This is a genomic window from Litoribacter populi, assembly GCF_007483685.1.
GTDB classification, from domain to species: domain Bacteria; phylum Bacteroidota; class Bacteroidia; order Cytophagales; family Cyclobacteriaceae; genus Litoribacter; species Litoribacter populi.
Window position 1 is genome coordinate 2,407,906 of sequence record NZ_VMKN01000001.1, and the last position, 23,434, is coordinate 2,431,339.

A 23,434-nucleotide genomic window follows, 5' to 3' on the forward strand; every position below is an offset into this window, starting at 1 on the left:
ATTTTCTTCATTTAATTAGCCTTTTAACCCTTAAAGCAAGTTCATTTAGGTTGAACGGTTTAGATATGAAATCATTGGCACCCACATTAAACGTATCCACCACCGTTTTTTCTTCCTCTCCTAATGCTGAAAAAACTATCACAGGGACATTAGGGAAATGCTTTTTCACATAATAGGTGATTTCTAACCCAGATTTATAGGGCATCATGAGATCTGTGATCACCAAGTCAGGTTTTAAAGTATGAAGTTTTTCGATACCGTCCTTACCGTCCTTGCTGATGTAAACCTGGTAACCTTCTTTCTTAAGCTTATTCTCTGTAATCTTGAGGGTCAAAGGGTCATCCTCAACTATTAAAATTCTCTTCATTTTCTAAAATTTACTTTAAACAAAAATAGAGAAAAATTTCTAAATTAATATCAAAGTACATTTTTATAAATATAAACCACAGATTTTATAAAACAAAAGCCTTGCATATTTTATATGCAAGGCTTTTGAAATAGGTTTATTATATGCTATTAAAACTTGTAATGAACCATTAGATAAACCTCATATTCGTTTTGTTGCAACCCTGGCATTAATTCCTGGTAATTGAACGTGAATTGAGTCCCCGTTAAAATTCGGTCATTCCAAAGCCGAAAATAACCTATCCCAGTACGATAACTATCCATCGCTACTCGAGACTCAAATTGATTAAGAGTAGCCCGTTCATCAGGTGAAGTACCGTAGCCTACGATAAAGTTCAAATAATCAAATCTGCTTTCAAAATAATATCTAGTAGTAAGCTGGAACGCAGGAAAGTACTGAGAACCTTCGTTTTGTAAAAAAGTACGTCCATTAAGCCAAAAAGATCCAAAATATTTACCTACACCAAGTATACCTGACCTAAAATTTCTGCCAGCCATTTCTACATAACGTGCACCAACCTCTGTTTCCCAACCATTTCGAAAGTTGTGATAATAGGAATATCCAGCACGAATTGAAGGGAACACGATACTATTGCTATATGCTCCTGAAAAATGGCTATATCCATTTTTACCCATAAAGACATAGGATTCCAGTTCAAATTGATAACCAGAAGTGATACTTTCACCTGCAGACATCCTATCGGCATAATTGACTCGGCCGATAAGGCTGCCCCAGTTCCTTTCTCGGATGTACTGAGCTCCCACTAAATGCCAAGGACCTACATTTTCTCGGTCAAAAGTCGTAATACTATAATTTATTCCGATCCTATCGGCCTTGTTTTTGGTTTCAAGAAAATAAAGTCTTTGGCGAAATTCAGGATCATTAGGGAATTTCTCGAGAGATCTTTCTATAAATTGCCTTTCCTCTTTTTCCATTTCCTGAAGCTGTAGAGAGGCTATTTTTTTCCTGTAAAAAATTTTTTCCTCAGGATGCTTATCCAATGCCTCTTCTGCCACCAATCCGGCTTTTTCAGGTTTACCATCCCTAAGTTCGGTATCAATAAGAAATTGGAAGGCTTCCACATATTCTAAATTTTGCTCTACCACATGCGTCAAATAATATCTGGCACTGTCATAATTATTTTTCATCAAATGTGAGCGACCCAAAAGTAGGTGAAAATCCAAATAATCTGGGGCCACCTTTATTGCTTGATGAGCCTGTTGGATTACTAGATCATAAGATCCCTTCTGAAAGTCTTCCAAAGACTTATACAACAGACTATCGGTATTAATTTTTTGAGCCTGAACTTCAAAACTCAGTGCGCCAAGAAAGGCAAACGCTATTAATAAAACTCTTTTCATAAATGAACTAGGCTGCTTTGGCCACTTTTTCCACTTTTACAAATCCCTGCCTTTCCATATCTCCCCACTTTTGCTCTTTGGCTCTAAAGAAATGGTAGTAGCCTTTTAAAGTAGCAAATATATTGATTGGATGGTAAACGAACGGCTCAATAAAAGCCATAGCAATCAAAATTGCAACTTCTCTCACATTGGCGTAGTGATTATACAAGATTTCATCCCATAGAATGGAGAATAAGGTTACCGTCAAATAAAAGAAATACACAAAAATGGAAAGCAAAAGAAGGTGCTCATAGTCAGTGTTAAATATGATAAAACTTACCAATAGAGTTATAAAGCCAATTGCTTCCAATATAGGCACCAAAAATTCAAATAAAAGAAAATGTGGGAAAATAAGAAAGCCCGTTCTTCCATATTTCTTGTTGAAAAACACATCTCTGTGTAGATAAAGGGTCTGAATAAGCCCCCTGCCCCATCTGGATCGTTGACGTACAAGTACTTTGATAGTAGCTGGAACTTCTGTAAAACATAATGATTCCGGTATATACTGAATTATAAAATCTTCTTTTATGCTATACATGTGCTTTCTCATCCGAGTGATCAACTCCATGTCTTCCCCCAGCGATTTGTGCCAATAGCCACCGGCTTTTATCGCAATGTCTTTGTCAAAAAGGCCTAGTCCACCTGAAACCAGAAGCAAGCTATTGATTTTGCTCCATGCCATTCTTCCCAACAAAAATGCTCTTATATATTCAAGCTCTTGAAATCTTGCTAGCCAGTTTTTAGGATAGTGAATTTTATCTAAAAAGCCTTCTCTTACTTCGCACGAATTACTAGCCCGGATGGCTGCACCTGTCGCAATTACACGTCTTTTATTTTCCATGAAAGGCTTTGCCAGCTTTACGATTGTATCCTTTCTGAGAATACAATCCACATCGGTACATAAGAAAAGCGGATATTGAGCTGAATTTATACCAGCATTAGATGCATCAGCTTTACTCTTACCATTGACCTTGTCCACTACTAATAGCTTACTATATACTGGATTGGTGGATTTATAATGTCCTTTGACCGGTTGCGTGTGGATCTTACTTTCATAAAAAAAATCAACTTTTACCAATTCAAATTCTTCAATCAATTTTTCCAATGTGTCGTCTGTACTACCGTCGTTAATGATTACCACTTCAAACTTCGGATAATTGAGGGACAATAGCGATTGCACGTTGAAGACTATATTTGCGCCCTCATTGAATGCTGGTGCTACTACAGACACTCCCACTACATGGTTGGATTTAATGAGGATATCGTCCTTGATGTTGTACTTTCTATTGCTGTAAATTTTGATTGCAATAAATGAAAGCACTGATAAGCCGAAATAAAATAGTATATAGCTAAGAGCGTAAAAGCCTATAAAGACTTCATAACCTCTTAAGAAATCGGAAAATAAATTCTGAATCATTGGATAAAAGGATTTTCAACATGCATTTTGATAAGGCCAAGCTCGGAATTGTCTTCAAATTCCCTTTCATAGACTTCGCTTCCAAGTTCCTTGAGTGTAATCATGGTTTCAATTTTAACCTCTCGGCTGTTTTTTTCATCTAACAGTTGTTCTAGGAAAAAGGTAGAGGTAATTGATCCGATTGTTCTTAATGTTTTGAGTATTTCAATTTGATTATTCTCATTTTCTTTATTAAAAATTTCCAATAGCCTTTCCTCCGCTTGAGAAAGATAAAGTTTGCCACAAGCCACTATGGCCTCGTTCTTTATTTTTGAGGAAGGGTGATCTAACAAGCTGATCACTGAATCTCCGGCTTCTAAGTGGTTAAAGTAGGTTACCATTTTGAGTGTCATGGAGACTAAGGACTCATTTTTAGAATTAAGCCAATTGATAATATTTTTTGGAACCTTAATTCTACTTTTCTTAATAGTATCCAAAATTTTCAACTCATCAATTTTATCTATTTGACCTTTGTAATCATTAAATATTGATAAGGGCTCAGTTGGCTCCAAGCTGATATAAGCAATGATGGCCACGTTTCTTAAGAAATCATTAGGGTCTTTCGTGTATTTTTTAATGATGGGAAGGCCTTTCGTATAGCCGAGTTCTTGAAAGTGAAAAATGCCTTTGGTCTTTACATACCAACTTGAATCATTGATTAATTTTTCTGTGTAGCTCAATAGCTCAAGTTTAAGATAAATAGTGATAAACATATCAGCCATTTCTCCTTTGAAGTTTTTCTTGAGATCTACAATATTTTTAATCAAAAGCTCTTTACACCAGTCCTTCTCAAAAGGAATCTTGGTTTTAAATTTCTGAAGCTTTTTATCCAGAAGCTCATCGTTCAAATCATCCTCTAATAGCAAACTGGAAAGGAAATCATCTATTTTTCGTTGATAAACTTTTTTTCTGGCTTTGGCCATCTCCACCGATCTACGGTGAGAAATCAATACCATGATAAGTGATATCGTAGTGCCAAAGAAAATAATAATAAAATAAAGTGCAATGCTGTAAATCTTTCTTTCTCCCTCAAAGTATAGCAGCTTCTTAACAAATGATTTATCTGCATCTGCATAAAGCATAGTTTCCATTTCCTGCCTGATGGACCGGTCAGTTTTTTCGACAACTTTCACCTCAGGTACTTCAGTTTGTACAAAATTACTTTTTATATGTTGGCTGACCTCTGCAAGGCTAGCACGGGAGCCGGAAAGGTAAAAAGACACCCAAGAATCTTTAAATCCCACATTAATTAAACTATCTCTTGCAACTAATGCCTCATGATAATCCACAAACTCACCATAAAGCAATAGATGATTTCCTTCAAAAGTTTCCGTTGAAAATCCTTCTTTATTGATTGGCTTATTGTGACTTCCTACCTGCACCTTGTATCTCACGTCAGGCAAATATCCAGCGCTTTCCAACCAATAAAGGCTTTCTTTCAATTCATCTTTCTGAGATTGAATTAAATGGGATTGTACTAATGAATCCACTTTTTGATAAGTGGCTTTTTCACCATCAAAATAATAACTTACCCATGCATCAGGATGGTCAGCAAGTAACGAATCACGTACCTCTAAGGCCTCACGGAAATCCTCAAATTCCCCAAAAGTCCAAATAAATCCATCATTTTGACTTTCCAATTCGAAATGCTCATGGGGAACGGGATCCGAATAACTTGCCAGTTGGACTTTATAAGAAAGTCCAGAGACAGGATTGCCACTTTCTATATAAACCTGGCTATCTATATGATGCGGGTCCAATCCTTGCGAAAAAGACAACTGAAGATTCCCACATACTAACACGCATACAGCAATAGCTGCAATTTCAACCTTATATGCCATATAAGAAGATTGGAGAATAGAAAATTTATTAAAATTGATTATATCAATTTTTGATTAATCTTTTGACCCTAATGGCCAGTTCATTAGGATTAAAAGGTTTAGGGACAAAGTCAGATGCCCCTAGATTAAAAGCTTCCAATACCGTGTTTTCCTCTTCTCCCAAAGAACTCAGCACGATTATCGGACAATTCGGCTTGTGTTTTTGTGCGTAGTTAATAATATCGATACCGTTTTTGAATGGCATCATCACGTCGGTTATAATTAGATCTGGAGAACATTTATGTATGGCCTCAATCCCCGCATTCCCATCCTCAGCCACTGTGATATTGTATCCGTCTTTTTTTAGTCGGAACCTTACCATTGTTGAAATCAGCGCATCGTCTTCAATCAGTAAAATGTTCTTCATATTGCAGTCTTCTGGCAGTAAATATATACAATTCCCGAATAAATAAAATACAATTTAAAAAAATTGAATATTTTTTCATGTTCCAAGTTATAGTCCCCAAGCCCTTGATTTAGAATGTGCTTTTTTTGCCGTTCCTCAAAATACTGGGCAACTGACAAAAAAAACGGGTTACATTCCCTAAATCTTTTATTAGTTTACAGAATAAACAACAACTAACCAATCAGCATGAGTAACATTTACAACCTGCGCCTACTTTTAGGCTTGTTGGTTTTGGTAGGGTTTCTCCACATTTCTCCAGTCAAAGCACAAAGCGACAACACAGGAGAAAAGCGGGTAACCGGCACTTTTGCCATCACCAATGCCACGGTTTTCACATCACCTGGGCAATCCCAGCAAAACACCACTATAATTATTAAAAATGGACTTATTGAAGCCATTGGGCCCAATGTATCCATACCATCTAATGCACACCGTATTGCGGGAGATTCTCTCTATATCTATCCGGGGTTCATTGACGGGGCATCTTCTGCAGGAGTATCGAGACCCAAGGATGTAGAAAAGCCATCTAACTTCAACGCTTCCTCCCCTCCGGACGAGGTAGCAGGAATAACACCGTTTAGAAATGTACTTGATTACTTTGACGGAAATAGCAACCAAATCAACGAATGGCGAAAAACGGGTTTCACAATAGGGCAAATTCTTCCAGAAGGTGGAATGCTTCCTGGCAAAACGGCAATCGTGGTCTACGGCCATAAATCCTCAAGTAACATTTATAAAGAAAACGCCGCAATGTTGGCCACTTTCAAAGGTTCAAGAGGAATGTATCCTGCCACTATTTTAGGTGTTATGGCCAAATTTCGTGACCTATATAAAAACTCGGAATACAATAGCCAACATGCTAACCTTTTCGCGAGCAACCCAGGCATCAGACGACCTGAAAGAGATAAGACCTTGGAAGCCTTTTACAGTTCCCATGACGGTTCCACTCCTATTATCTTTGCAGTCGAGGATGATCTTACAACTAGAAGAGCTATACGACTTCAAGAAGAATTAGGCTTCAAATTGGTTTTGAGCGGTGTGTCAGGCGCTTACCCAATTCTACCTCAGATCAAGAACAGTCAAGTAGGCGTACTTTTAACATTAGAACTACCTGAAGACAAATCCTCTAAAATGGAAGATAGCGAAAGCGACGAAGAGCGTAAAGCTAGAATCGAAAGAGTGAAAGAAGCATATAAGGAAAGATTAGCGGAAGCAGCCAAATTCCATGAAGCTGGCGTGCCGTTTGGATTTACCACCCAAGGAGCCAAAACCAGCGATGTTAGAAAAAACATCAGGTTGATGATAGAAAATGGATTGTCAGAAGAAGCTGCATTAGCTGCTTTGACCATTAACACCGCTAAAATTTTAGGAATCGACAATTATGCCGGAACGCTTGAAAAAGGGAAACTGGCCAATATGGTAATTTCCACAGATAGCATTTTCAAAGAAGATAGCCAAATAAAGCATGTTTTTGCGGATGGATATATGTTTGATTATGAAACCTCCGAAAAGAAGAAGTCAAACGGTAATGGTGAGGCTGCTGAACTTGAAGGAAAGTGGGATTATAGTGCTCAATCACCTCAGGGTGATTCTCAAGGTCTCTTGGTTTTCCAAAAAGATGGGGACGATTACAGAGGGGAAATTACCCTCGACAACCCAGCTGGAAGCGGACAGATTACCTCTGAATTGAAAAATATCACACTCGATGGCAGCAGCCTTAGATTTGAGTTCAACATCGACGCAGGGGGAAATAATATTACTTTTAATGTTTCTGGGGACATTTCAGGAAATGAATTTGATGGAAATCTGACGGTTGCGGACTTTGGAAGCTTCCCTATGAGAGCCACCAAACAACCTGAGACTAAATAATTGATACAGATGAAAAAGATTATATACGCAATCGCTGCCCTAATGTGCTGGAATGCAGTAGAAGCACAGACAGACAAAGGGTCAGTATTAATCAAAAACGCCACAGTTCTTACTGTTACTAATGGCACTTTGGAAGACACGGACATCTTGGTAGAAAACGGAGTGATCAGAAGCATTGGTCAAGGCCTTTCTGCAGGTAGCAACGTAACTACAGTAGACGCCGCTGGCAAATATGTGATGCCCGGAATCATCGATGCCCACTCCCATATTGGTCTAGACGTGGTAAATGAGGCAACTAGCCCCATCACTTCAGAAGTCTGGATGGGTGATGTGGTAGACCCATATGATATAGGAATATACAGAGCATTGGCTGGTGGAACTACAATTTCGCACGCCATGCACGGATCAGCAAATGCCATTGGAGGCCAAAACGTAACCTTGAAACACCGTTACGGAACGCACGATCCAGAAAACCTTTTCATGAAAGAAGCCCCACGTACAATTAAATTTGCACTAGGCGAAAACCCTACCAGGGTTCACGGCCGTGGAAACAATATCCAACCAAGAACAAGGATGGGTGTAGAAGCTGTGATCAGAAATGGTTTTAATGAAGCTCTTCAATACAAAAAGAGATGGGAAGATTACGAACAGGCCAGCAAGCAACGAAATAGCAAGGCAATTGCCCCTAAATATGATTCTAGACTTCAGACCTTGGTCGACATTTTGGATGGTGACATCATCATCCATTGCCACTCCTACAGAGCTGATGAGATTTACATGCTTATTCAAGTTTGTAAAGAGTTTGACATCACAAACATCGTTTTCTCACACGTTAACGAAGGCTTCAAAGTAGCGCCGGAATTGGCTGAGTACACCATGGGAGCTTCGGTTTTTGCAGATTGGTGGGCTTATAAGTTTGAAGTTTATTATTCCACCGCTTTCAACGCTGCTATCCTTAATGAGAATGGCGTGTTGACTTCTATCAATTCCGATAGCGGTGAGCTGATCAGACACCTTTACCATGAGGCTGCCAAGACCCAACGCTATGGTGGCCTATCTGATGACGAGGCTTTGGCCTTGATTACCATTAATCCTGCCAAGCAATTGGGAATCGGTGACATGGTAGGATCTATTGAAGAGGGTAAACAAGCTGATTTGGTTATTTTTGATAACCACCCGCTTTCTGTTTATGCTATTCCTCAGATGACCTTTGTGGATGGAGTGAAATATTTTGATATCTCTGAAGATAAAGATGACCAAAGGTTAAGAGTAAACCCAACCGAATTGGTGGAGCCTATTTTCCTTAAGGAGCATGATCACAAATGCATGCATGATTTGGATTTTCTGTACACTGAGACAGAAAACTTATTCAATCTACACAACCATTGATAATCATCTGATTTAAAAATAATTATCATCGACATGAGAAAAATTAATTTAATCATATTATGCTTCCTTGCCTCCCTCTTGCCCTTTATGGCAAGTGCCCAAATTGATGGGGAGGTGATCAAGCCTAGGTCAGGAAAATTCCTACTGACCAATGCCACGATCGTCACAGTCACTAATGGCACCATGGAAAACGCCAGCCTTCTGATCGAAAATGGCAAAATCCAAGGTATAGGTACTGACCTTTCAGCCGAAGGAGCTGAGGAGATTGACTGCACCGGTCATTACATTTACCCAGGTATGTTTGATTCGGGGACCAAACTGGGCATGGTGGAGATTAATTCTGTACAGGAAACAGTTGATCACACCGAATTAGGGTCAGTAACGCCGAACATGCAGGCCTTGACTACCATCAACCCAAATGCGGTAGCCATACCAGTAACTAGAGTGAGTGGGGTGACTACTACCCTAGCCGTGCCAGGTGGCGGAATATTTTCCGGTACCGCAGCCTTGATCAATTTGAATGGTTATACACCAGATCAAATGTATGCAGGCTTTAAAGGCATCGTTATGAACTATCCCTCTTCAGCCAGAAGAAGTACTTGGGATAGAAGAAGCGACGAGGATATTAAAAAAGATGCTGAAAAAGCTATTAAAAACATCAATGAAGTATGGCAAAGAGCTAAAACCTATAATGAAATTCAATCCGCTGAAGGCGAGTTAGAATATTATCCGGAAATGGAGCAGCTTGCAAAAGCCGTTACAGGAGAATTGCCCCTTCTTATCGAAGTAAATGCGGCCAACGATATTTTGGAGGCTCTCAAATGGCTCGAGGATAAAGAGAATGTTAAAGTAATCCTGACCGGGGTAGCCGAAGGCTGGAGAGTGGCGGACAAAATCGCCGAGGCTGGATATCCAGTTATCACCGGACCAATGCTTTCCATCCCAACTCGTGGTTCGGACCGCTATGATATTGCTTATACAAACCCAAGCAAATTACTTGAGGCTGGGGTAAAAGTGGCCATAAGAACCAACGATACTGAAAATGTAAGAAACTTACCTTTCAATGCAGGTTTTGCCGCCGCATATGGAATGGGTAAGGAAGAAGCTTTGAAAGCTGTAACCATAGTGCCGGCTGAAATATTTGGAGTTTCAGACAATCTTGGATCTTTGGAAGACGGAAAATCAGCGACATTATTCGTAGCAGATGGTGATCCTTTCGAAACTAAAACACAGATAAAGCACGTATTTATCGACGGGTATCGAGTTCCAATGAGTAACAGACACATTCAACTTTACCAAGAATTTCTGGAAAGAGATCCAGGTTTGGAAAAGCATTCAAAATAATAGTAAATTAAGCCCTTGGATGTTTTCAAGGGCTTTTTTCCTTTTGAACCCATCCATACACACCCAAGTTCAAAAACAATAATATGCATTTCAGAAATAAAAAAATACAATTCAATTTATTTTTCGCACTATTTGTAGCTATATATGCATTTTCATCCTGTCAAGAAAACAAGCAGGATCCTGAAGACATTATTTCCGAAACAAGAAAGGAATATGCTCCCGACAAACGCGTGGCCCTATTTGACATCACTTATGATGATGGAATTTTGATGGGTGAGACAAACCTGCCTCAGGCTTTGGAGGACCTAAAAAACAGGTTAGATGAAAGGAGCATCAATTACTTGGATCAAGTTGAAGTACTTCCCAAGATGGAAGGGGAAAAGAATTTTGGTTTGGTGACCATCTCTGTAGCCAATATCCGAAGTGCGCCTAAACACAGTGCTGAACTAGCCACCCAAGCCACCTTAGGAACTCCGGTAAATGTTCTGAAAAAAGAAAACGGATGGTATTTAATTCAAACTCCCGATCAATATATCTCTTGGGTAGACGCAGCAGGGGTGGAAATTATAACTAAAGAAGAACTTGAGCTATGGAATACCGCTCCCAAAGTAGTTTTCACCTCCCTAGTGGGATATGTTTATACTGATGATTCCAAAAATCAAATGGTCTCTGACCTTACTGCAGGAAATGTTCTTGAATTAATTCAGGATAAAGGCAATGTTTATGAAGTTAAGCTTCCCGATGGAAGGAAAGGCATCGTGGAGAAGAGCAAGTCTGAACCTTTGAACACTTGGCTTGCAAGCCGTGAGACCAGCCACGAAAACCTAATTTCCACAGCCAAAAACATGATGGGTGTACCCTACCTTTGGGGCGGAACTTCCATCAAAGGCGTGGATTGCAGTGGTTTTACCAAAACCATTTTCTTTCTAAATGGTCAAATAATCCCTCGTGATGCCAGCCAGCAAATTCACGAAGGTGAAGAAGTGGATAGGGATAAACGCTGGGATAATCTCCAAGTTGGCGACCTATTGTTTTTTGGCAAACCTGCCACTGACACCACGCCAGAAAGAGTCATCCACGTGGGAATGTGGATCGGAAACAATGAGTTCATCCATTCTCGCGGACGCGTTAGAATTAGCTCTTTTGATCCGGAAAGTGAGCATTATGATGAATATGAACTAAATAGGTATTTAAGAACAAATAGGGTGCTTGGAAAGGAAAGCCAAAACATTCTGGCAGTAGAAAAATTCATTCAATAAATTAGATTTTACTTTAACCATTTCAATCTAACACCCTGACTATTATATGAACAAACTTTTATTCAATTGTCTACTTTTGTTTTTTATGGGCTCTTTACAAGCCCAGGATTATAATGGGTTTTATCAAAGCAGTGTCTCACGTCAAAAAGATGTGGAAGCAGAATTTTTGAAAACGGTTGATTTTGATAGTTTCAAAAAGCATCTCAAAATATTGACGAAGGAACCACATGTTGCTGGAAGTCCAGCCAACGAAAGGGTCAAAGACTACATGGCCAAAACTATGCAGGCTGCCGGTTGGGATGTGGAGATTTACCCCTATGATGTTTACATGTCAAAGGAGCCCGGAGAGTCAGTTGTAGAACTAGTATTGCCAATCCGCAAGCCGTTAAACCAGCAAGAGTACATTTTAGAAGAAGATCCCTATTCTGCAGATCCTAATTTGTTAAAAGGTTGGAATGCCTATTCAGGTAGCGGAGATGTTTCCGCCGAAGTGGTCTATGCAAATTATGGGACCAAAGCGGATTTTGAGTTGCTGAAAGAAATGGGTATCGACATAGAAGGCAAGATAGTACTGGCCAGATATGGTGGAAATTTCCGTGGTTATAAGGCCAAGTTTGCACAAGAATACGGAGCCGCAGGCCTTTTGATTTTCACGGACCCAAAAGACAGCGGTTTCGCACGAGGACTCGTATACCCTGAGGGGCTTTTTTATAACGAAAGCGCCATCCAAAGAGGTTCATTGCTAACGGAAGACTTTACCGGTGACCCTCTGACTCCATTTGAGCCAGCGCTGCCATTAGATGGAGACACTCAGGTGGAGCGCTTGGATCCAGAGGAGACCAACCTTCACAAAATCCCCGTGACCCCGATCCCTTATGGTTCCGCAAGCCAAATCTTAGAACACATGAAAGGAAAGCCTGTTCCTCCGACCTGGCAAGGCGGGCTACCTTACACTTATAGACTGGAGGGTGGACAAAACCTAAAAGTTAGAGTAAAAGTCGATCAGCCTAGGGATTTTGTAAGAGTCCACAATGTTGTAGGCACGTTAAAAGGAACTGAAAGACCTGATGAGTGGATTATCTTAGGTTGTCATTACGACGCATGGGGCCATGGAGCTACTGACCCAAATTCAGGCACAGCGATGCTTTTGAGCCTTTCCGAAACTTTAGGTCAAATGGGCAACAAGCCAAAAAGATCCATTTTGATCGGCCATTGGGACGCTGAAGAGCATGGAGTTATTGGTTCAACAGAATGGGTTGAACAAATGAAGGAGGAACTGGAAGCCAAAGCAGTGGCTTATATAAATCTTGATGCTGCTGTTTCAGGAAGAAATTTCGGAGCATCCTCCTCTCCTACTTTAAAAAAACTCATAATAGAGTCCTCCAAAGAAATAACATTTCCGGATTCTTCCAAAACTGTATTTGAAATCTGGGCTGGTGAAAAAGATGAACCTACTATTGGAAACCTTGGTGGTGGATCTGATCATATTGCATTTTATATGCATGTCGGCATACCTTCTTTAAGTGGAGGTACCGGGGGTCCTACTCTTTATCATACCAATTACGACACCTTTCACTTCTATGAAAAATTCGTAGACCCCACCTTCAAGATGGGACCAGCAGTAGAACAGTTGATGGGGTTGATATCCCTCCGACTGGCCAATGCGGAAGTGATCCCTTATGATGTAGCAAGGTATGGGAAGGATTTAAAACTTCATTTCGATAATGCAGAAAGCTTGGTCAAAAAATACAAATCAGATTTTGAAGGATTCGTAAAAACTCAAAAAGAACTGGAAAGACTTAGCGAATTGGGAAATCAATATAAGAGCTCACTGAATTCCAAAATGGCGAGTGAAGACTTATCTCAAGATGCAAGAAATGAGATTAACACAAAGCTTCTATCCCTGGAGAAAAGCTTCATTGACCCTAAGGGTATGTATTTTGGATCTTGGTACCGATCTCTTTATGCCTCAACAGATCCATTCAGTGGTTATGCTTCATGGATGTTGCCTGGCATCATGTACGAAGTTGAGCAAAAGGAAACCGAACGCTTGGCCGAATGGGATGAGAGATACTCGGCCGCTATAGCTGATCTAAATTCTAAAATTGAAGAGTTAAATAACTCGCTATAAAGCAGAAAAGGCCGGATGAAATGATCACCCGGCCTTTTTATTACTCTTTGCTTTCTTTACTGCCTTTATAAAGTTCATATTTAAAAAGGCGACAATCCAAGGTTCCATTGTAAAACTCCATCCTTCTCTTTGCTTTCAACCCGATTTTCTTGGCTAGGTCCATGTTGCCCGTAAAAATATATCCGGTATACCCCGCCCCTTTCTGCTTCATGTAATCGCCTATCCTTTTATACGTCTCCTCAAGAGCATCTTCCTCACCCAATCTTTCCCCGTATTCAGGGTTGATAAATATTATCCCATTTTCTGTTTCCGGAAGGTCCACATTGGCAAAGTCGCCAGTATCAAATTCAATATGGTCTTTCACTCCAGCAACCTTGGCATTTTCAATGGCGCCATTGATAGAGACCTCACTGATATCATTGGCAATAATGGTGAGAGAAACATTATCGGTTATCTTGGCCTTCAAATCTTCCTTCATTTGATCAAACACAGATTTGTCATACCCTACGACATGCTGAAAAGCATACTCATCTCGATAAAGGCCAGGGTATCTATTAGTAGCAACCATGGCAGCTTCTATAGCCACCGTTCCTGAACCACACATCGGATTGACCAAAACTCCTTCACCATTCCATTCTGCTGCCATAAGCGTAGCCGAAACCAAGGCCTCCAACATGGGCGCTTTTCCAGGGATTTTGCGATATCCGTGCTTGGCTATAGTGTCTCCAGAAGTATTGATGTATAAAATAGCCTGCTTTTCCTTCCAGTACATCTGAAAAACCGCACCGAGATATTCCGAACCCGAATCGGGTCTAGAACCTGTGTTTTCCCTAAACCTGTCCACAATGGCATCCTTTATCCGCACATTCACAAACAATGGGTTGTCAACACTTTCATTCTCCACATGGCTGGAAACTGAAAAATAAGTATCGTTAGCTATGTAATTTTCCCACGGAAGAGCCTTAACCCTTCTATAAATATCATCGGCATGCTGCAGATAAAAAGACTTTATCTCAAAAAGTACATGACTAGCTGTTCTTAAATGAAGGTTCAAATAGATGCACTCGTTCAATGAGGCATAAAGCTCAATACTGGTCCTGTTCACCGTTTTGGGCTTGAAACCCAAATCAACAAGCTCTTTTTCCAAATACGGAGCAAACCTGTCCTTGCAGGTAATGACAACCTTTCCTTTTTGTCCAAAATCATTCATAGCCACAAAAGTAGGGAAAAATTGATGAAGTGAATGATCCATCAGGAGTCAAACAATTGTTCGCCTAAAAGATTTTATAAATAACTTAACCTCTATAATCATGAAATTTGACAGAAATACCGCTAAACAGATCTGTAATTCCGCAGAACTGGAACTTTATGATGAAAGCATCGGAAGAAAGCTTGAAAACCAATCAGCAGCTGAGTTGAACCAAAAAATCAAACGAGCAAGGGAATTCCGCAACAAGTATCAGGACCTATTCCGAAGGCAATCGCTGGATATGCTTGATAATACGGGAAATAAAAAGGGAAATACCCTTGCGGCAAACAGCCGAACAGAACAAAAAATCGATCTAATGAGCGAAATTCTCGACCGGTTTGAAAAGCAATTGGAGACGATTGAAGAGAAGTAACTTTTTCTCCCCTATCTTTGTGAACCCAAAACAGTCACCTAACTGTTAAATGTGAAACCTCATGGGCCTTGAACCCATGAAAATTTTCAAAGATGAACACAAAGAAAAGAGTAGTCGTGGGCCTTTCCGGAGGTGTCGACAGCAGCGTTGCTGCAAGTTTATTGCTTGACCAAGGATATGAGGTCATTGGAATGTTTATGAAAAACTGGCATGACGAAACGGTCACCATCTCCAACGAATGCCCATGGATGGAAGATAGTACTGACGCCATGTTGGTTGCAGAAAAGCTTGGAATCCCCTTCCAGGCAATTGACCTCTCCGAAGAATACAAGGAAAGGATTGTGGATTACATGTTTGCCGAATACAGCGCGGGCAGGACTCCTAATCCTGATATTCTTTGCAACAGAGAAATTAAATTTGATATTTTCCTCAAAGCCGCCCAAAAGCTCAAAGCCGACTTTGTGGCTACCGGCCACTATTGCCAAAAGGACACCATAGAAAAAGACGGTACAGAAGTTCATCGTCTCATTGCCGGGGAGGATAACAACAAGGATCAAAGTTATTTCCTTTGTCAACTAGACCAAGCTCAGTTATCTAAAGCCCTATTTCCAATCGGGCACCTTCAGAAGTCCGAAGTAAGAGCAATTGCTAAGGAAAGGGATTTGATAACTGCGGATAAGAAAGACAGTCAAGGCCTTTGCTTCATTGGTAAAGTGAAGCTTCCTGATTTTCTACAGCAACAACTCAAACCTAAAAAAGGGGAAATAAAGGTGGTGCCCGAGGATTTGGCTATATATCAAAACCAAACCATTCCGGAGGGTGAACCGGAGACTTGGCCTAAAGAGGCTTTGGACGCCATTTGTATTCCAACCCACTACAGCCCCGATCAAGGTAAAAAGATTGGTGAGCACAACGGTGCCCACTATTTTACAGTTGGTCAAAGAAAGGGATTGAATGTAGGGGGGACTGGAAAGCCACTTTTCGTGATTCACACCGACACCAAAGACAATATCATTTATACAGGTCTCGGTGAAGACCATCCTGGACTGATGAGGAAAGGATTGTTCGTGAAAACTGAAGATATCCACTGGGTTAGAAATGACCTAAAGTTAGCCATTGGGGAGTCTGCCAAATATTTGGCCAGAATCCGCTATAGGCAACCACTTTCAGGAGCCACATTGATCATGAAAGAAAATGGCCTTTACGTCATATTTGACCAAGCTCAAAAAGGTATTGCATCCGGTCAGTTTGTGGCTTGGTATAGAGATGATGAAACAATAGGATCTGGGACAATATGCTAAATATTCTTTTCGAAGACGAACATTATATTATTATTGACAAGCCCTCAGGAATGCTGGTTCATCGCACCAAACTTGCCAAGCACGATGTGGCTGAATTCGCCATGCAGTTGCTACGCGATCAGATCGGGCAATGGGTTTATCCGCTGCACCGTATTGACCGTCCCACTTCCGGGGTGTTGATCTTTGCAAAGTCATCGGAAGCCGCAAGTGCTTTCGAAACACAGTTTTCCGAAAAGAAAATAGAAAAGTATTACTTAGCACTTGTTAGGGGATTTTTCAGTGATGATAAAGTGTATTTGGATTATCCATTGAAGAAAGAGGAGAGCGAGGAGATGCAGGAAGCCCAAACGTCCTTTTGGAAAATTGCTCAGTTTGAAGTTCCCCTTCCCTCCTCTCCAAAACATCCGACCAGCCGTTACTCTTTGGTGAAAGCTTTTCCGCATACGGGAAGGACCCACCAGATTAGGCGGCATTTAGGTCATCTCAGAAACTACATCGTAGGCGACACCTCACATGGTGACAACAAGCAAAACAAGTTTTTTAGAAGTCAATTTGACCTACACAAGCTATTGCTTCACGCTTTGCAGGTAGAGTTTATTCACCCTTTCACAAAGGAAAAAATAAAAGTAGAAGCTCCATTGCCTTCTTATTTCCAGGAAATCCTTAAAAAAATGGAAGCCCCTGAGATTATAGAAATCCCTTGATAAAAACAGAAAATAAGGCTTATCGACATTTTTACTTATATTTAGGGGTGTTACTAAAATCTGAAAAATGAAGAAAAAATACCTTTTTACCTTAAGTTTTTTACTTTCCTGTTCCTTGGCTTTTGCCCAAGATCACAAGGAGAAAATCGAACAATCCGTTGAAAGAAAGGAGGCACTCTCTCATTTTAGATACCTGGCTTCTGATGAGATGAAAGGCAGGGATCCTATGCGGCCCGAAATTGACCTTGCAGCCCGCTACATAGCAGAGCAATTTTGGCGCTATGGAGCCGAAGAAATTGATGGAGCTGATGGTTTTTATCAATTTGTGCCATTCCGGGTTTCAGGTCCTCCTTCAAAAGGTGAGGTTACCATTGATGGCCAAAAATACGAGCAAGGCACCGATATTTTGGTGCTAGATGGCAATGACTTAAGTGGTTCCTTCACCATGGTAGCCGCTGGCCATGGTTTAGAAGGTGACTACGAAAATATTGACGTAGATGGGAAAATCGTGGTAGTTAAAGTAGGCGCTCCTGACCAATTGAGCCCTGCAGAGTTGATGGCTCTGGGCAGAAGAAAGAAGGCTTTAGCTAAAGAACATGGAGCAGCAGGATTGATTGAAATGTTCAATGCCCCTACTGCCCCTTGGGGAATGTTGACCAATTATTTGAATAGAATTCAAATGACTGTCGATGCTTCTGAAGACGAATCCTCCCTACCCTACATTTGGTTGAAAGATTTAAGTGGAGAGCATTATGCTTCAGTTAATCAAGGAAATAAAACAGAAGCGGAAATAACCATTGAAGGAAAAGTGAACCGTCGGATCCAAGGTAGAAATGTAGTCGCCGTAATCGAAGGAACCGATCCAGAATTGAAAAATGAATACATCATGCTATCGGCCCATTATGACCATATCGGCGTAGGACAACCAAATGCAGAAGGTGATTCTATCTATAACGGAGCCCGAGACAATGCTGTGGGAACAGTAGCTGTAATAAATGCCGCCAAATATTTCGCAGAAAACCCACCTAAAAGATCGGTGTTACTTGGTGCATGGACAGCCGAGGAAAAAGGCCTATTGGGTAGCGCTTATTTTGCCGACAATCCTTTAATTCCGTTGGAAAATATTGTGTTCAACATGAATATTGACAACGGCGGATACAATGACACCAGCCTTATCACGGTGATTGGTCTGGGCAGAACGACTGCTGACCCTTTGATAGAAGAAGCTGTTAGGGCATTTGACTTGAAACCCACACCTGACCCTTCACCTGAGCAAGGCTTATATGATAGGTCTGATAATGTGAACTTTGCCAGAAAGGGTATTCCTTCTCCAACTTATAGCTTAGGCTTCACAGCATTTGATGATGAAATCGGGAAGTATTATCACCAGCAGGCTGATAGAGTTGAAAATTTCGACCTTGATTATGCCATGTTATACTGGAAGAGCTATCTATTGTCAGCACAACATGTGGCAGATATGGACGAAAGCCCATTTTGGTTACCAGGCGACAAATATGAAGAAGGCGGAAGGGAGTTATATGGTATGGAAGCAGTAAATGAGGAAAATTAAGCAAAATCTACACCCTGATAACATTCATAGGTTTGGATATGACTTTATGCTACTTATGAAGGCTGATCCAGCCTTGAAAGCATTTGTTAAACCCAATCCTTATGGAGACCTTTCAATCGATTTTGCTGACTCAAAAGCAGTGCTGGCCTTAAACCGGGCACTGCTTTTGACTTATCATCATATTCAAGCCTGGGATCTTCCACCGGGACACCTCTGCCCTCCCATCCCAGGGAGGGCAGATTATTTGTACTACATCCGAGACTTATTTGACTCCGAAGTTGAATTAATTGGCTTGGATATAGGCACTGGGGCAAGCGGGATTTACCCTTTGTTGGGAACAAGCCTTTTTGGGTGGCGCTTTTTAGCATCAGATATTGATCAAAAGTCTCTAAAAAATGTAGCTAAAATTCTTACCCAAAACCCCTCAATTTCGAATAAAATAGAATTGAGGCATCAGCCTAACGCTTCACATATTTTTAAAAATATCCTAAATGAAAACGAAATAATAGATTTCACTGTCTGCAATCCCCCATTTCATTCTTCGGCAAAAGAAGCCATCCAAGGTACCCAAAGAAAAAATAGGAACCTTAAAATCAGTCCAAGAACCCTAAATTTTGGAGGAAAAAACAACGAGCTCTGGTGTCCAGGAGGAGAAAAGAAATTTGTTTCTCAAATGATCAGGGAAAGTCTTGAGTTCAAGGAAAACTGTACTTGGTTTACTTCCTTGATTTCAAAAAAGGATAGCCTCCCATCTTTGATAAGAAGCGTTGAGAATATTGGCGCTAAATATCGCATCGTTGACATGTCACAAGGCCATAAAAAAAGCCGTATGTTGGCTTGGAGTTTTAAACAAAACAAAAAGGGACGCCGTTAAAGCATCCCTTTTTGTTTTATCGTCGAACTTTTTTAAGTCTCTCACCTACTACTTTACAATACTGATTTTGCCAGAGCTTACATTTCCGGAAATTGTATGATTTGAACCGTTGTCCAAATTCAGTCTTTTGCCAGTTTTCACATTTCCTACAACCAAGCTTCCGCTTCCAGCACTCAAGTTAAAGTTGTAATCTGAAAGTTCACTACTTGTGGTGATATCAATTTTGCCGGAACTGGCTTTAAGGTTAGTATTAGGACCTAAACCAACATTATTACCGCTCACTTTGCCGGATGAAACAGACAAATTACCTACTTCATTGATATCCTGCAAATTGATTGAGCCACTGCTAACTGTAGCGTTTACAATCCCGTTGACCTCTTTTAGACTAATTCTGCCGCTGGAAGCTTTGAAGTCCACATTACCGTCAACTCCTTCCAACTCTACTCTTCCTGAGGAAACTGACCCTTCAACATCTCCGCCTATCATCCGACCTTTGATTTGACCGGAAGAAGAAGTCACTTTAAGTTTGTCAACCATAATATCACTTAGTTCCATTCGGCCAGAACTAACCCTAACTTCCGCACTGCGATGATTAATGCCACTGAGATATACTCGCCCGGAACTTGACCTGATATTCACTTTAACTCGCTCAGGACCAGTAAGGCTAATGAATCCTTTCATATTCACATTTCCAGTATTTTTTCGTTCAAGCTCCACCTTCAACTTTTTCCCTGAGACAGTATATTTTATATCATGACTGTTATCCCTATTTGACTCCAAGAAGGCGTTCAGAAACACATTTTTATCATTTGACCTGCCTTCATATGTTACTTCTAGAGGGCCTCCTATAATTTCAATTTCTTCAACATCATGGAAGGTCTTCTCTATATCGACAAGAGTGTTCATCTGAGAAAACCCAAATGAAGGAAAAAGGAAGAGTGCGAATATGCCGTATAGACAAACTTTAAATAATCGGTTCATTACTAGCTGGGTTTTCTGGGTTGTTCATATGGGACATCATGGAAAGTGTTTCATGAGCTACTTTCACATTATATTCGTAAGCCAAACTCTTATAATTTACTAAATCGACTATGGTACCAATAAAACATAGACCTGCTGTCAATAAATAAAGGATACCTAAGCCTATCTGTCCAAGAACGAAACGGTGAAGACCTGCAAACCCCACAAAACCAACCAGGGAAAGGATCAGCACCATTTGGGCATCCTTGCGACGGGCCCTATAGACCTGGGCAAACATATGCGCTTGCTCTTCATTCATGTTTTTCAGGATACCTTGGATATACCCAAGCTCCATACCTTCCAATTCGGGCAGGTGTCTCAATACATTAGCCATAATAATAAATTTTAATGTTTCTAATCAAATTAATTATCCGAAGCAAGATTACCACAAAAGCGAATCCGGCCAAGGGGTGAATTTTGAATGAGGCAATCCATTCTCCATGCATAAGCAGATTCATTGCCCTGCCCAAGCCACAACCTGGACACCAGGTGGCGCCCATCATGTCTAGCGGACACAGAGAGAAATGGGAGTCACCAGCTGGTTCTAAATACCAAATTAGTATAAGAGCGCTAACCCAAAACAGTAGCTCAAGTGGGAACTTCCGTGCGATATGTTGAATGCTTTGCTTCATTCCGTACAGAAAAGTACGAAAAGAATGCCATTAGAAAAAATAGGCCATTAGGATAAATACAGGCATTTTTGGTAATTCTTACTGCACGGTTAGAATACATAAAATCGTACGATATTGAACAGTTTTATGTGAGTTTGGGCAAAGAAAGCTGTACGGTTCTCCCAAAGATCTCCTTAGCTTGTTTTTGAAGTTCGAATGCTAGTTTTTGATGGCTGCTGGTATAAAATGGACGGGTAAAACTTAAATTCAAAAGTACAGGGGTTAAATTTTCCGGGATTGGCCCTTGGGAAATCTTTAAGCAATCGGATATTTCTGGTCCTAAAAAGTATCGGACCAGATATTTGGACAGGGGCGCAAAGGGCTGCTTACCCATTTCATAAAAGCTTAACAGGTTTTTCATTAGAATCTGACCTTCAGCGGATGCTTTCAAATGTCGCTTTCTAATCGCTTTTTCCAAATAACTGGCTTCAGCCATGTTTTCAGGCCAATATTTAATCTCTAAGCCCAAATAGTGTCCAATTATTTTCCAATAATGTAGTAGGGCTTCTGCTATATCTTTTGATAATGGTTTTCCCATTTTTCTCAGTCCCCTAAAAACCATCAGACTGAAGGCTAGGTTAGTACCCAACATATCCTCCTGATTTATGGGCAGCCCCCAAGATGGGTTCCAGCCACGATCATGATTTTTTATAAAATACCTGGAGATAGCATGAATTAAGCGAACCTTGGCTATTGATAAAAGTGGACCACTTTCATGAAGGAATGCCCCCGGCTTAAAAGAATCGACTACAAACCACGCGGTTTCTAGGAGTCGTTCCCCTGGATGGTTAAGTATTCGTTTAGACCTAGCTAGCACCTGGGCACCGTCGGCAAAAGCATAGCAGTAAGGAAGGCTGTTTAAGCCCAATAATGCCAGGTACTTATTCCCTTCACGAGCAAAATACGATTGGCTGGCTAAAATCTTTGGAAGCTCCAATAAGGTGTTATCACTTTGATAAAATTCAAAAAATGAAGCCAATTCGGTCGGAAAATTTCCCGGCAATTGTGCTGGAATCTTTTTCCATTCGTTAATAGTATCAATTAGATTTGGTCTGTCAATTAAAGGTTTAACGGCTTTATCAGCCAATGGGTCTTGCAGATTTCTTAACTCTTCCAAGTCCTTCGAAGCATATAATTTTAATTTCTCCACCTAAATTCAACCCCTATTTGTTAATTTAGGTTTTCAATAATTTTATAAGATTGATGTGTAGATTAATAGCGTTTACTCTAGGGCTAGTTTTGGTAATCAATATCCAAGTGATTGCCCAAGGTTCAACAGACATTATTTCAGTCGAGACCAATTACCTTCCAGTACTTGGAAACTTTAAAGTTGACACTGGTTCAGCCAAAAAAATAACTGATAGAAAAGGATACGACAATCAGCCAGGATTCATCAATGACAAACAGATGGTATTTTCCAGTCAAGACGAAACTGGTTACCATGATATAATTCTCTTTAATTTTGAAACCCAGAAATTCACCAACATAACCCGTACGGAATCCAAGAGTGAATTTTCCCCATCCCTGACGGACTGTGGGCAGTATATTTCAGCCGTTACTGTAGAGGAAGACAGTACACAGCGCTTGTGGCTCTACCCCATCAACATGGGAGAACCTGAGGTGCTGTATGATGATATCGCTCCTGTGGGATATTATGACTGGTATGATAACAAGGCCGCCATGTTTATCGTAGGACAGCCGCACAAATTAATTTACCCTTACAGTCGCGAAGAGGTGGTAACCATAGCTGAAAACATCGGCCGCTCGATTCGAAAAAGACCCAAAACCGACCAGATTACTTACATTAACAAGGCAAACAATGTGGTTATTGACGGCAAACCGGTTTATGAAATTATGGCCTACGATCTTGAAAAAAGGACTAGAAAGGTTATTGGTCTGACTTTGACCGACTCCGAGGATTTCATCTGGGTAGACAAACATCAGATTCTTATGTCCAAAGATGATGTACTGTATGTCAAAAACGTACGAAAAAACGGTGATTGGCAAAAATTGGGAAAAGTGGAGATACATGGATATTCAAACATTTCCAGAATGGCCATAAGTCCAAAAAACAATAAGCTTCTTCTGGTTATGGACCGCCACGAAAACTAACATATCCTGCAATGAAAGCA

Annotated in this window: 21 protein-coding genes; 11 read left to right on the plus strand and 10 right to left on the minus strand. The window is 40.5% G+C overall.

The window, feature by feature from the left end; all coding sequences use genetic code 11:
- Nucleotides 1-7: 7 nt before the first annotated feature.
- The 5 genes from FPL27_RS10420 to FPL27_RS10440 form a co-directional block, all read right to left on the minus strand.
- Nucleotides 8-367 (minus strand): response regulator transcription factor, encoded by a 360-nt coding sequence (locus FPL27_RS10420; protein ID WP_143961036.1) that lies wholly within the window; start codon nt 365-367, stop codon nt 8-10.
- A 149-nt stretch (nt 368-516) separates the two neighbouring features.
- A complete protein-coding gene (locus tag FPL27_RS10425; protein WP_143961037.1) occupies nt 517-1,767 on the minus strand; it encodes a YaiO family outer membrane beta-barrel protein in 1,251 nt (416 codons plus the stop codon).
- A 7-nt stretch (nt 1,768-1,774) separates the two neighbouring features.
- Complete coding sequence (locus FPL27_RS10430) at nt 1,775-3,223, minus strand: glycosyltransferase family 2 protein (protein WP_143961038.1); 1,449 nt, start codon at nt 3,221-3,223, stop codon at nt 1,775-1,777.
- Nucleotides 3,220-5,103, minus strand: coding sequence for a HEAT repeat domain-containing protein (locus FPL27_RS10435; protein WP_143961039.1), 1,884 nt, complete (start codon nt 5,101-5,103; stop codon nt 3,220-3,222). Before FPL27_RS10435 ends, FPL27_RS10430 begins: the two co-directional genes overlap by 4 nt.
- Before the next feature lie 43 nt (nt 5,104-5,146).
- Entirely contained in the window at nt 5,147-5,509 is a 363-nt protein-coding gene (locus FPL27_RS10440) for a response regulator transcription factor (RefSeq protein WP_143961040.1), read from the minus strand.
- Nucleotides 5,510-5,734: 225 nt separating this feature from the next.
- Here FPL27_RS10440 and FPL27_RS10445 point away from each other — a divergent pair, with 225 nt between their 5' ends.
- The 5 genes from FPL27_RS10445 (at nt 5,735) to FPL27_RS10465 (ending at nt 13,540) form a co-directional block, all read left to right on the plus strand.
- On the plus strand, nt 5,735-7,417 hold the full coding sequence (locus FPL27_RS10445; RefSeq protein ID WP_143961041.1) for an amidohydrolase family protein: 1,683 nt from the start codon (nt 5,735-5,737) through the stop codon (nt 7,415-7,417).
- 9 nt (nt 7,418-7,426) lie between these two features.
- Nucleotides 7,427-8,806: an amidohydrolase family protein gene (locus tag FPL27_RS10450; RefSeq protein WP_143961042.1), complete on the plus strand. Its 1,380-nt coding sequence runs from the start codon at nt 7,427-7,429 to the stop codon at nt 8,804-8,806.
- Nucleotides 8,807-8,839: 33 nt separating this feature from the next.
- On the plus strand, nt 8,840-10,150 hold the full coding sequence (locus tag FPL27_RS10455; RefSeq protein ID WP_143961043.1) for an amidohydrolase family protein: 1,311 nt from the start codon (nt 8,840-8,842) through the stop codon (nt 10,148-10,150).
- A gap of 83 nt (nt 10,151-10,233) precedes the next feature.
- Nucleotides 10,234-11,409 carry a C40 family peptidase gene (locus tag FPL27_RS10460; protein WP_143961044.1) on the plus strand — a complete coding sequence of 392 codons (1,176 nt, stop codon included), beginning with the start codon at nt 10,234-10,236 and terminating at the stop codon, nt 11,407-11,409.
- A 46-nt stretch (nt 11,410-11,455) separates the two neighbouring features.
- Nucleotides 11,456-13,540, plus strand: coding sequence for a M28 family peptidase (locus FPL27_RS10465; RefSeq protein WP_143961045.1), 2,085 nt, complete (start codon nt 11,456-11,458; stop codon nt 13,538-13,540).
- Nucleotides 13,541-13,580: 40 nt separating this feature from the next.
- Here FPL27_RS10465 and FPL27_RS10470 read toward each other — a convergent pair whose 3' ends face one another.
- Nucleotides 13,581-14,750, minus strand: a complete 1,170-nt coding sequence (locus FPL27_RS10470) for a THUMP domain-containing class I SAM-dependent RNA methyltransferase (RefSeq protein WP_143962139.1) — start codon at nt 14,748-14,750, stop codon at nt 13,581-13,583.
- 100 nt (nt 14,751-14,850) lie between these two features.
- Between FPL27_RS10470 and FPL27_RS10475 the strand changes: the two genes are divergently transcribed.
- From FPL27_RS10475 to rlmF, 5 genes are all read left to right on the plus strand, one after another.
- Entirely contained in the window at nt 14,851-15,162 is a 312-nt protein-coding gene (locus FPL27_RS10475; protein WP_143961046.1) for a hypothetical protein, read from the plus strand.
- A gap of 92 nt (nt 15,163-15,254) precedes the next feature.
- Nucleotides 15,255-16,463 carry a tRNA 2-thiouridine(34) synthase MnmA gene (mnmA, locus tag FPL27_RS10480; RefSeq protein WP_143961047.1) on the plus strand — a complete coding sequence of 403 codons (1,209 nt, stop codon included), beginning with the start codon at nt 15,255-15,257 and terminating at the stop codon, nt 16,461-16,463.
- Complete coding sequence (locus FPL27_RS10485) at nt 16,457-17,167, plus strand: pseudouridine synthase (protein ID WP_143961048.1); 711 nt, start codon at nt 16,457-16,459, stop codon at nt 17,165-17,167. The genes mnmA and FPL27_RS10485 overlap by 7 nt, the downstream gene beginning before the upstream one ends.
- 67 nt (nt 17,168-17,234) lie before the next feature.
- Nucleotides 17,235-18,737 carry a M28 family peptidase gene (locus tag FPL27_RS10490; protein ID WP_143961049.1) on the plus strand — a complete coding sequence of 501 codons (1,503 nt, stop codon included), beginning with the start codon at nt 17,235-17,237 and terminating at the stop codon, nt 18,735-18,737.
- Nucleotides 18,724-19,611, plus strand: coding sequence for a 23S rRNA (adenine(1618)-N(6))-methyltransferase RlmF (rlmF, locus tag FPL27_RS10495; RefSeq protein WP_143961050.1), 888 nt, complete (start codon nt 18,724-18,726; stop codon nt 19,609-19,611). The genes FPL27_RS10490 and rlmF overlap by 14 nt, the downstream gene beginning before the upstream one ends.
- Nucleotides 19,612-19,659: 48 nt before the next feature.
- Here rlmF and FPL27_RS10500 read toward each other — a convergent pair whose 3' ends face one another.
- The 4 genes from FPL27_RS10500 to FPL27_RS10515 all read right to left on the minus strand — a co-directional run bounded on the left by FPL27_RS10500 (nt 19,660) and on the right by FPL27_RS10515 (nt 22,452).
- Nucleotides 19,660-20,592 (minus strand): DUF4097 family beta strand repeat-containing protein, encoded by a 933-nt coding sequence (locus tag FPL27_RS10500; RefSeq protein WP_143961051.1) that lies wholly within the window; start codon nt 20,590-20,592, stop codon nt 19,660-19,662.
- Nucleotides 20,576-20,965, minus strand: coding sequence for a TM2 domain-containing protein (locus tag FPL27_RS10505; protein WP_143961052.1), 390 nt, complete (start codon nt 20,963-20,965; stop codon nt 20,576-20,578). The genes FPL27_RS10500 and FPL27_RS10505 overlap by 17 nt, the downstream gene beginning before the upstream one ends.
- Nucleotides 20,958-21,263, minus strand: a complete 306-nt coding sequence (locus tag FPL27_RS20205) for a DUF2752 domain-containing protein (protein ID WP_143961053.1) — start codon at nt 21,261-21,263, stop codon at nt 20,958-20,960. Before FPL27_RS20205 ends, FPL27_RS10505 begins: the two co-directional genes overlap by 8 nt.
- Nucleotides 21,264-21,387: 124 nt before the next feature.
- A complete protein-coding gene (locus FPL27_RS10515) occupies nt 21,388-22,452 on the minus strand; it encodes an oxygenase MpaB family protein (RefSeq protein ID WP_143961054.1) in 1,065 nt (354 codons plus the stop codon).
- Between the two features lie 53 nt (nt 22,453-22,505).
- Here FPL27_RS10515 and FPL27_RS10520 point away from each other — a divergent pair, with 53 nt between their 5' ends.
- On the plus strand, nt 22,506-23,414 hold the full coding sequence (locus FPL27_RS10520) for a TolB family protein (RefSeq protein WP_143961055.1): 909 nt from the start codon (nt 22,506-22,508) through the stop codon (nt 23,412-23,414).
- Nucleotides 23,415-23,434: the final 20 nt, after the last annotated feature.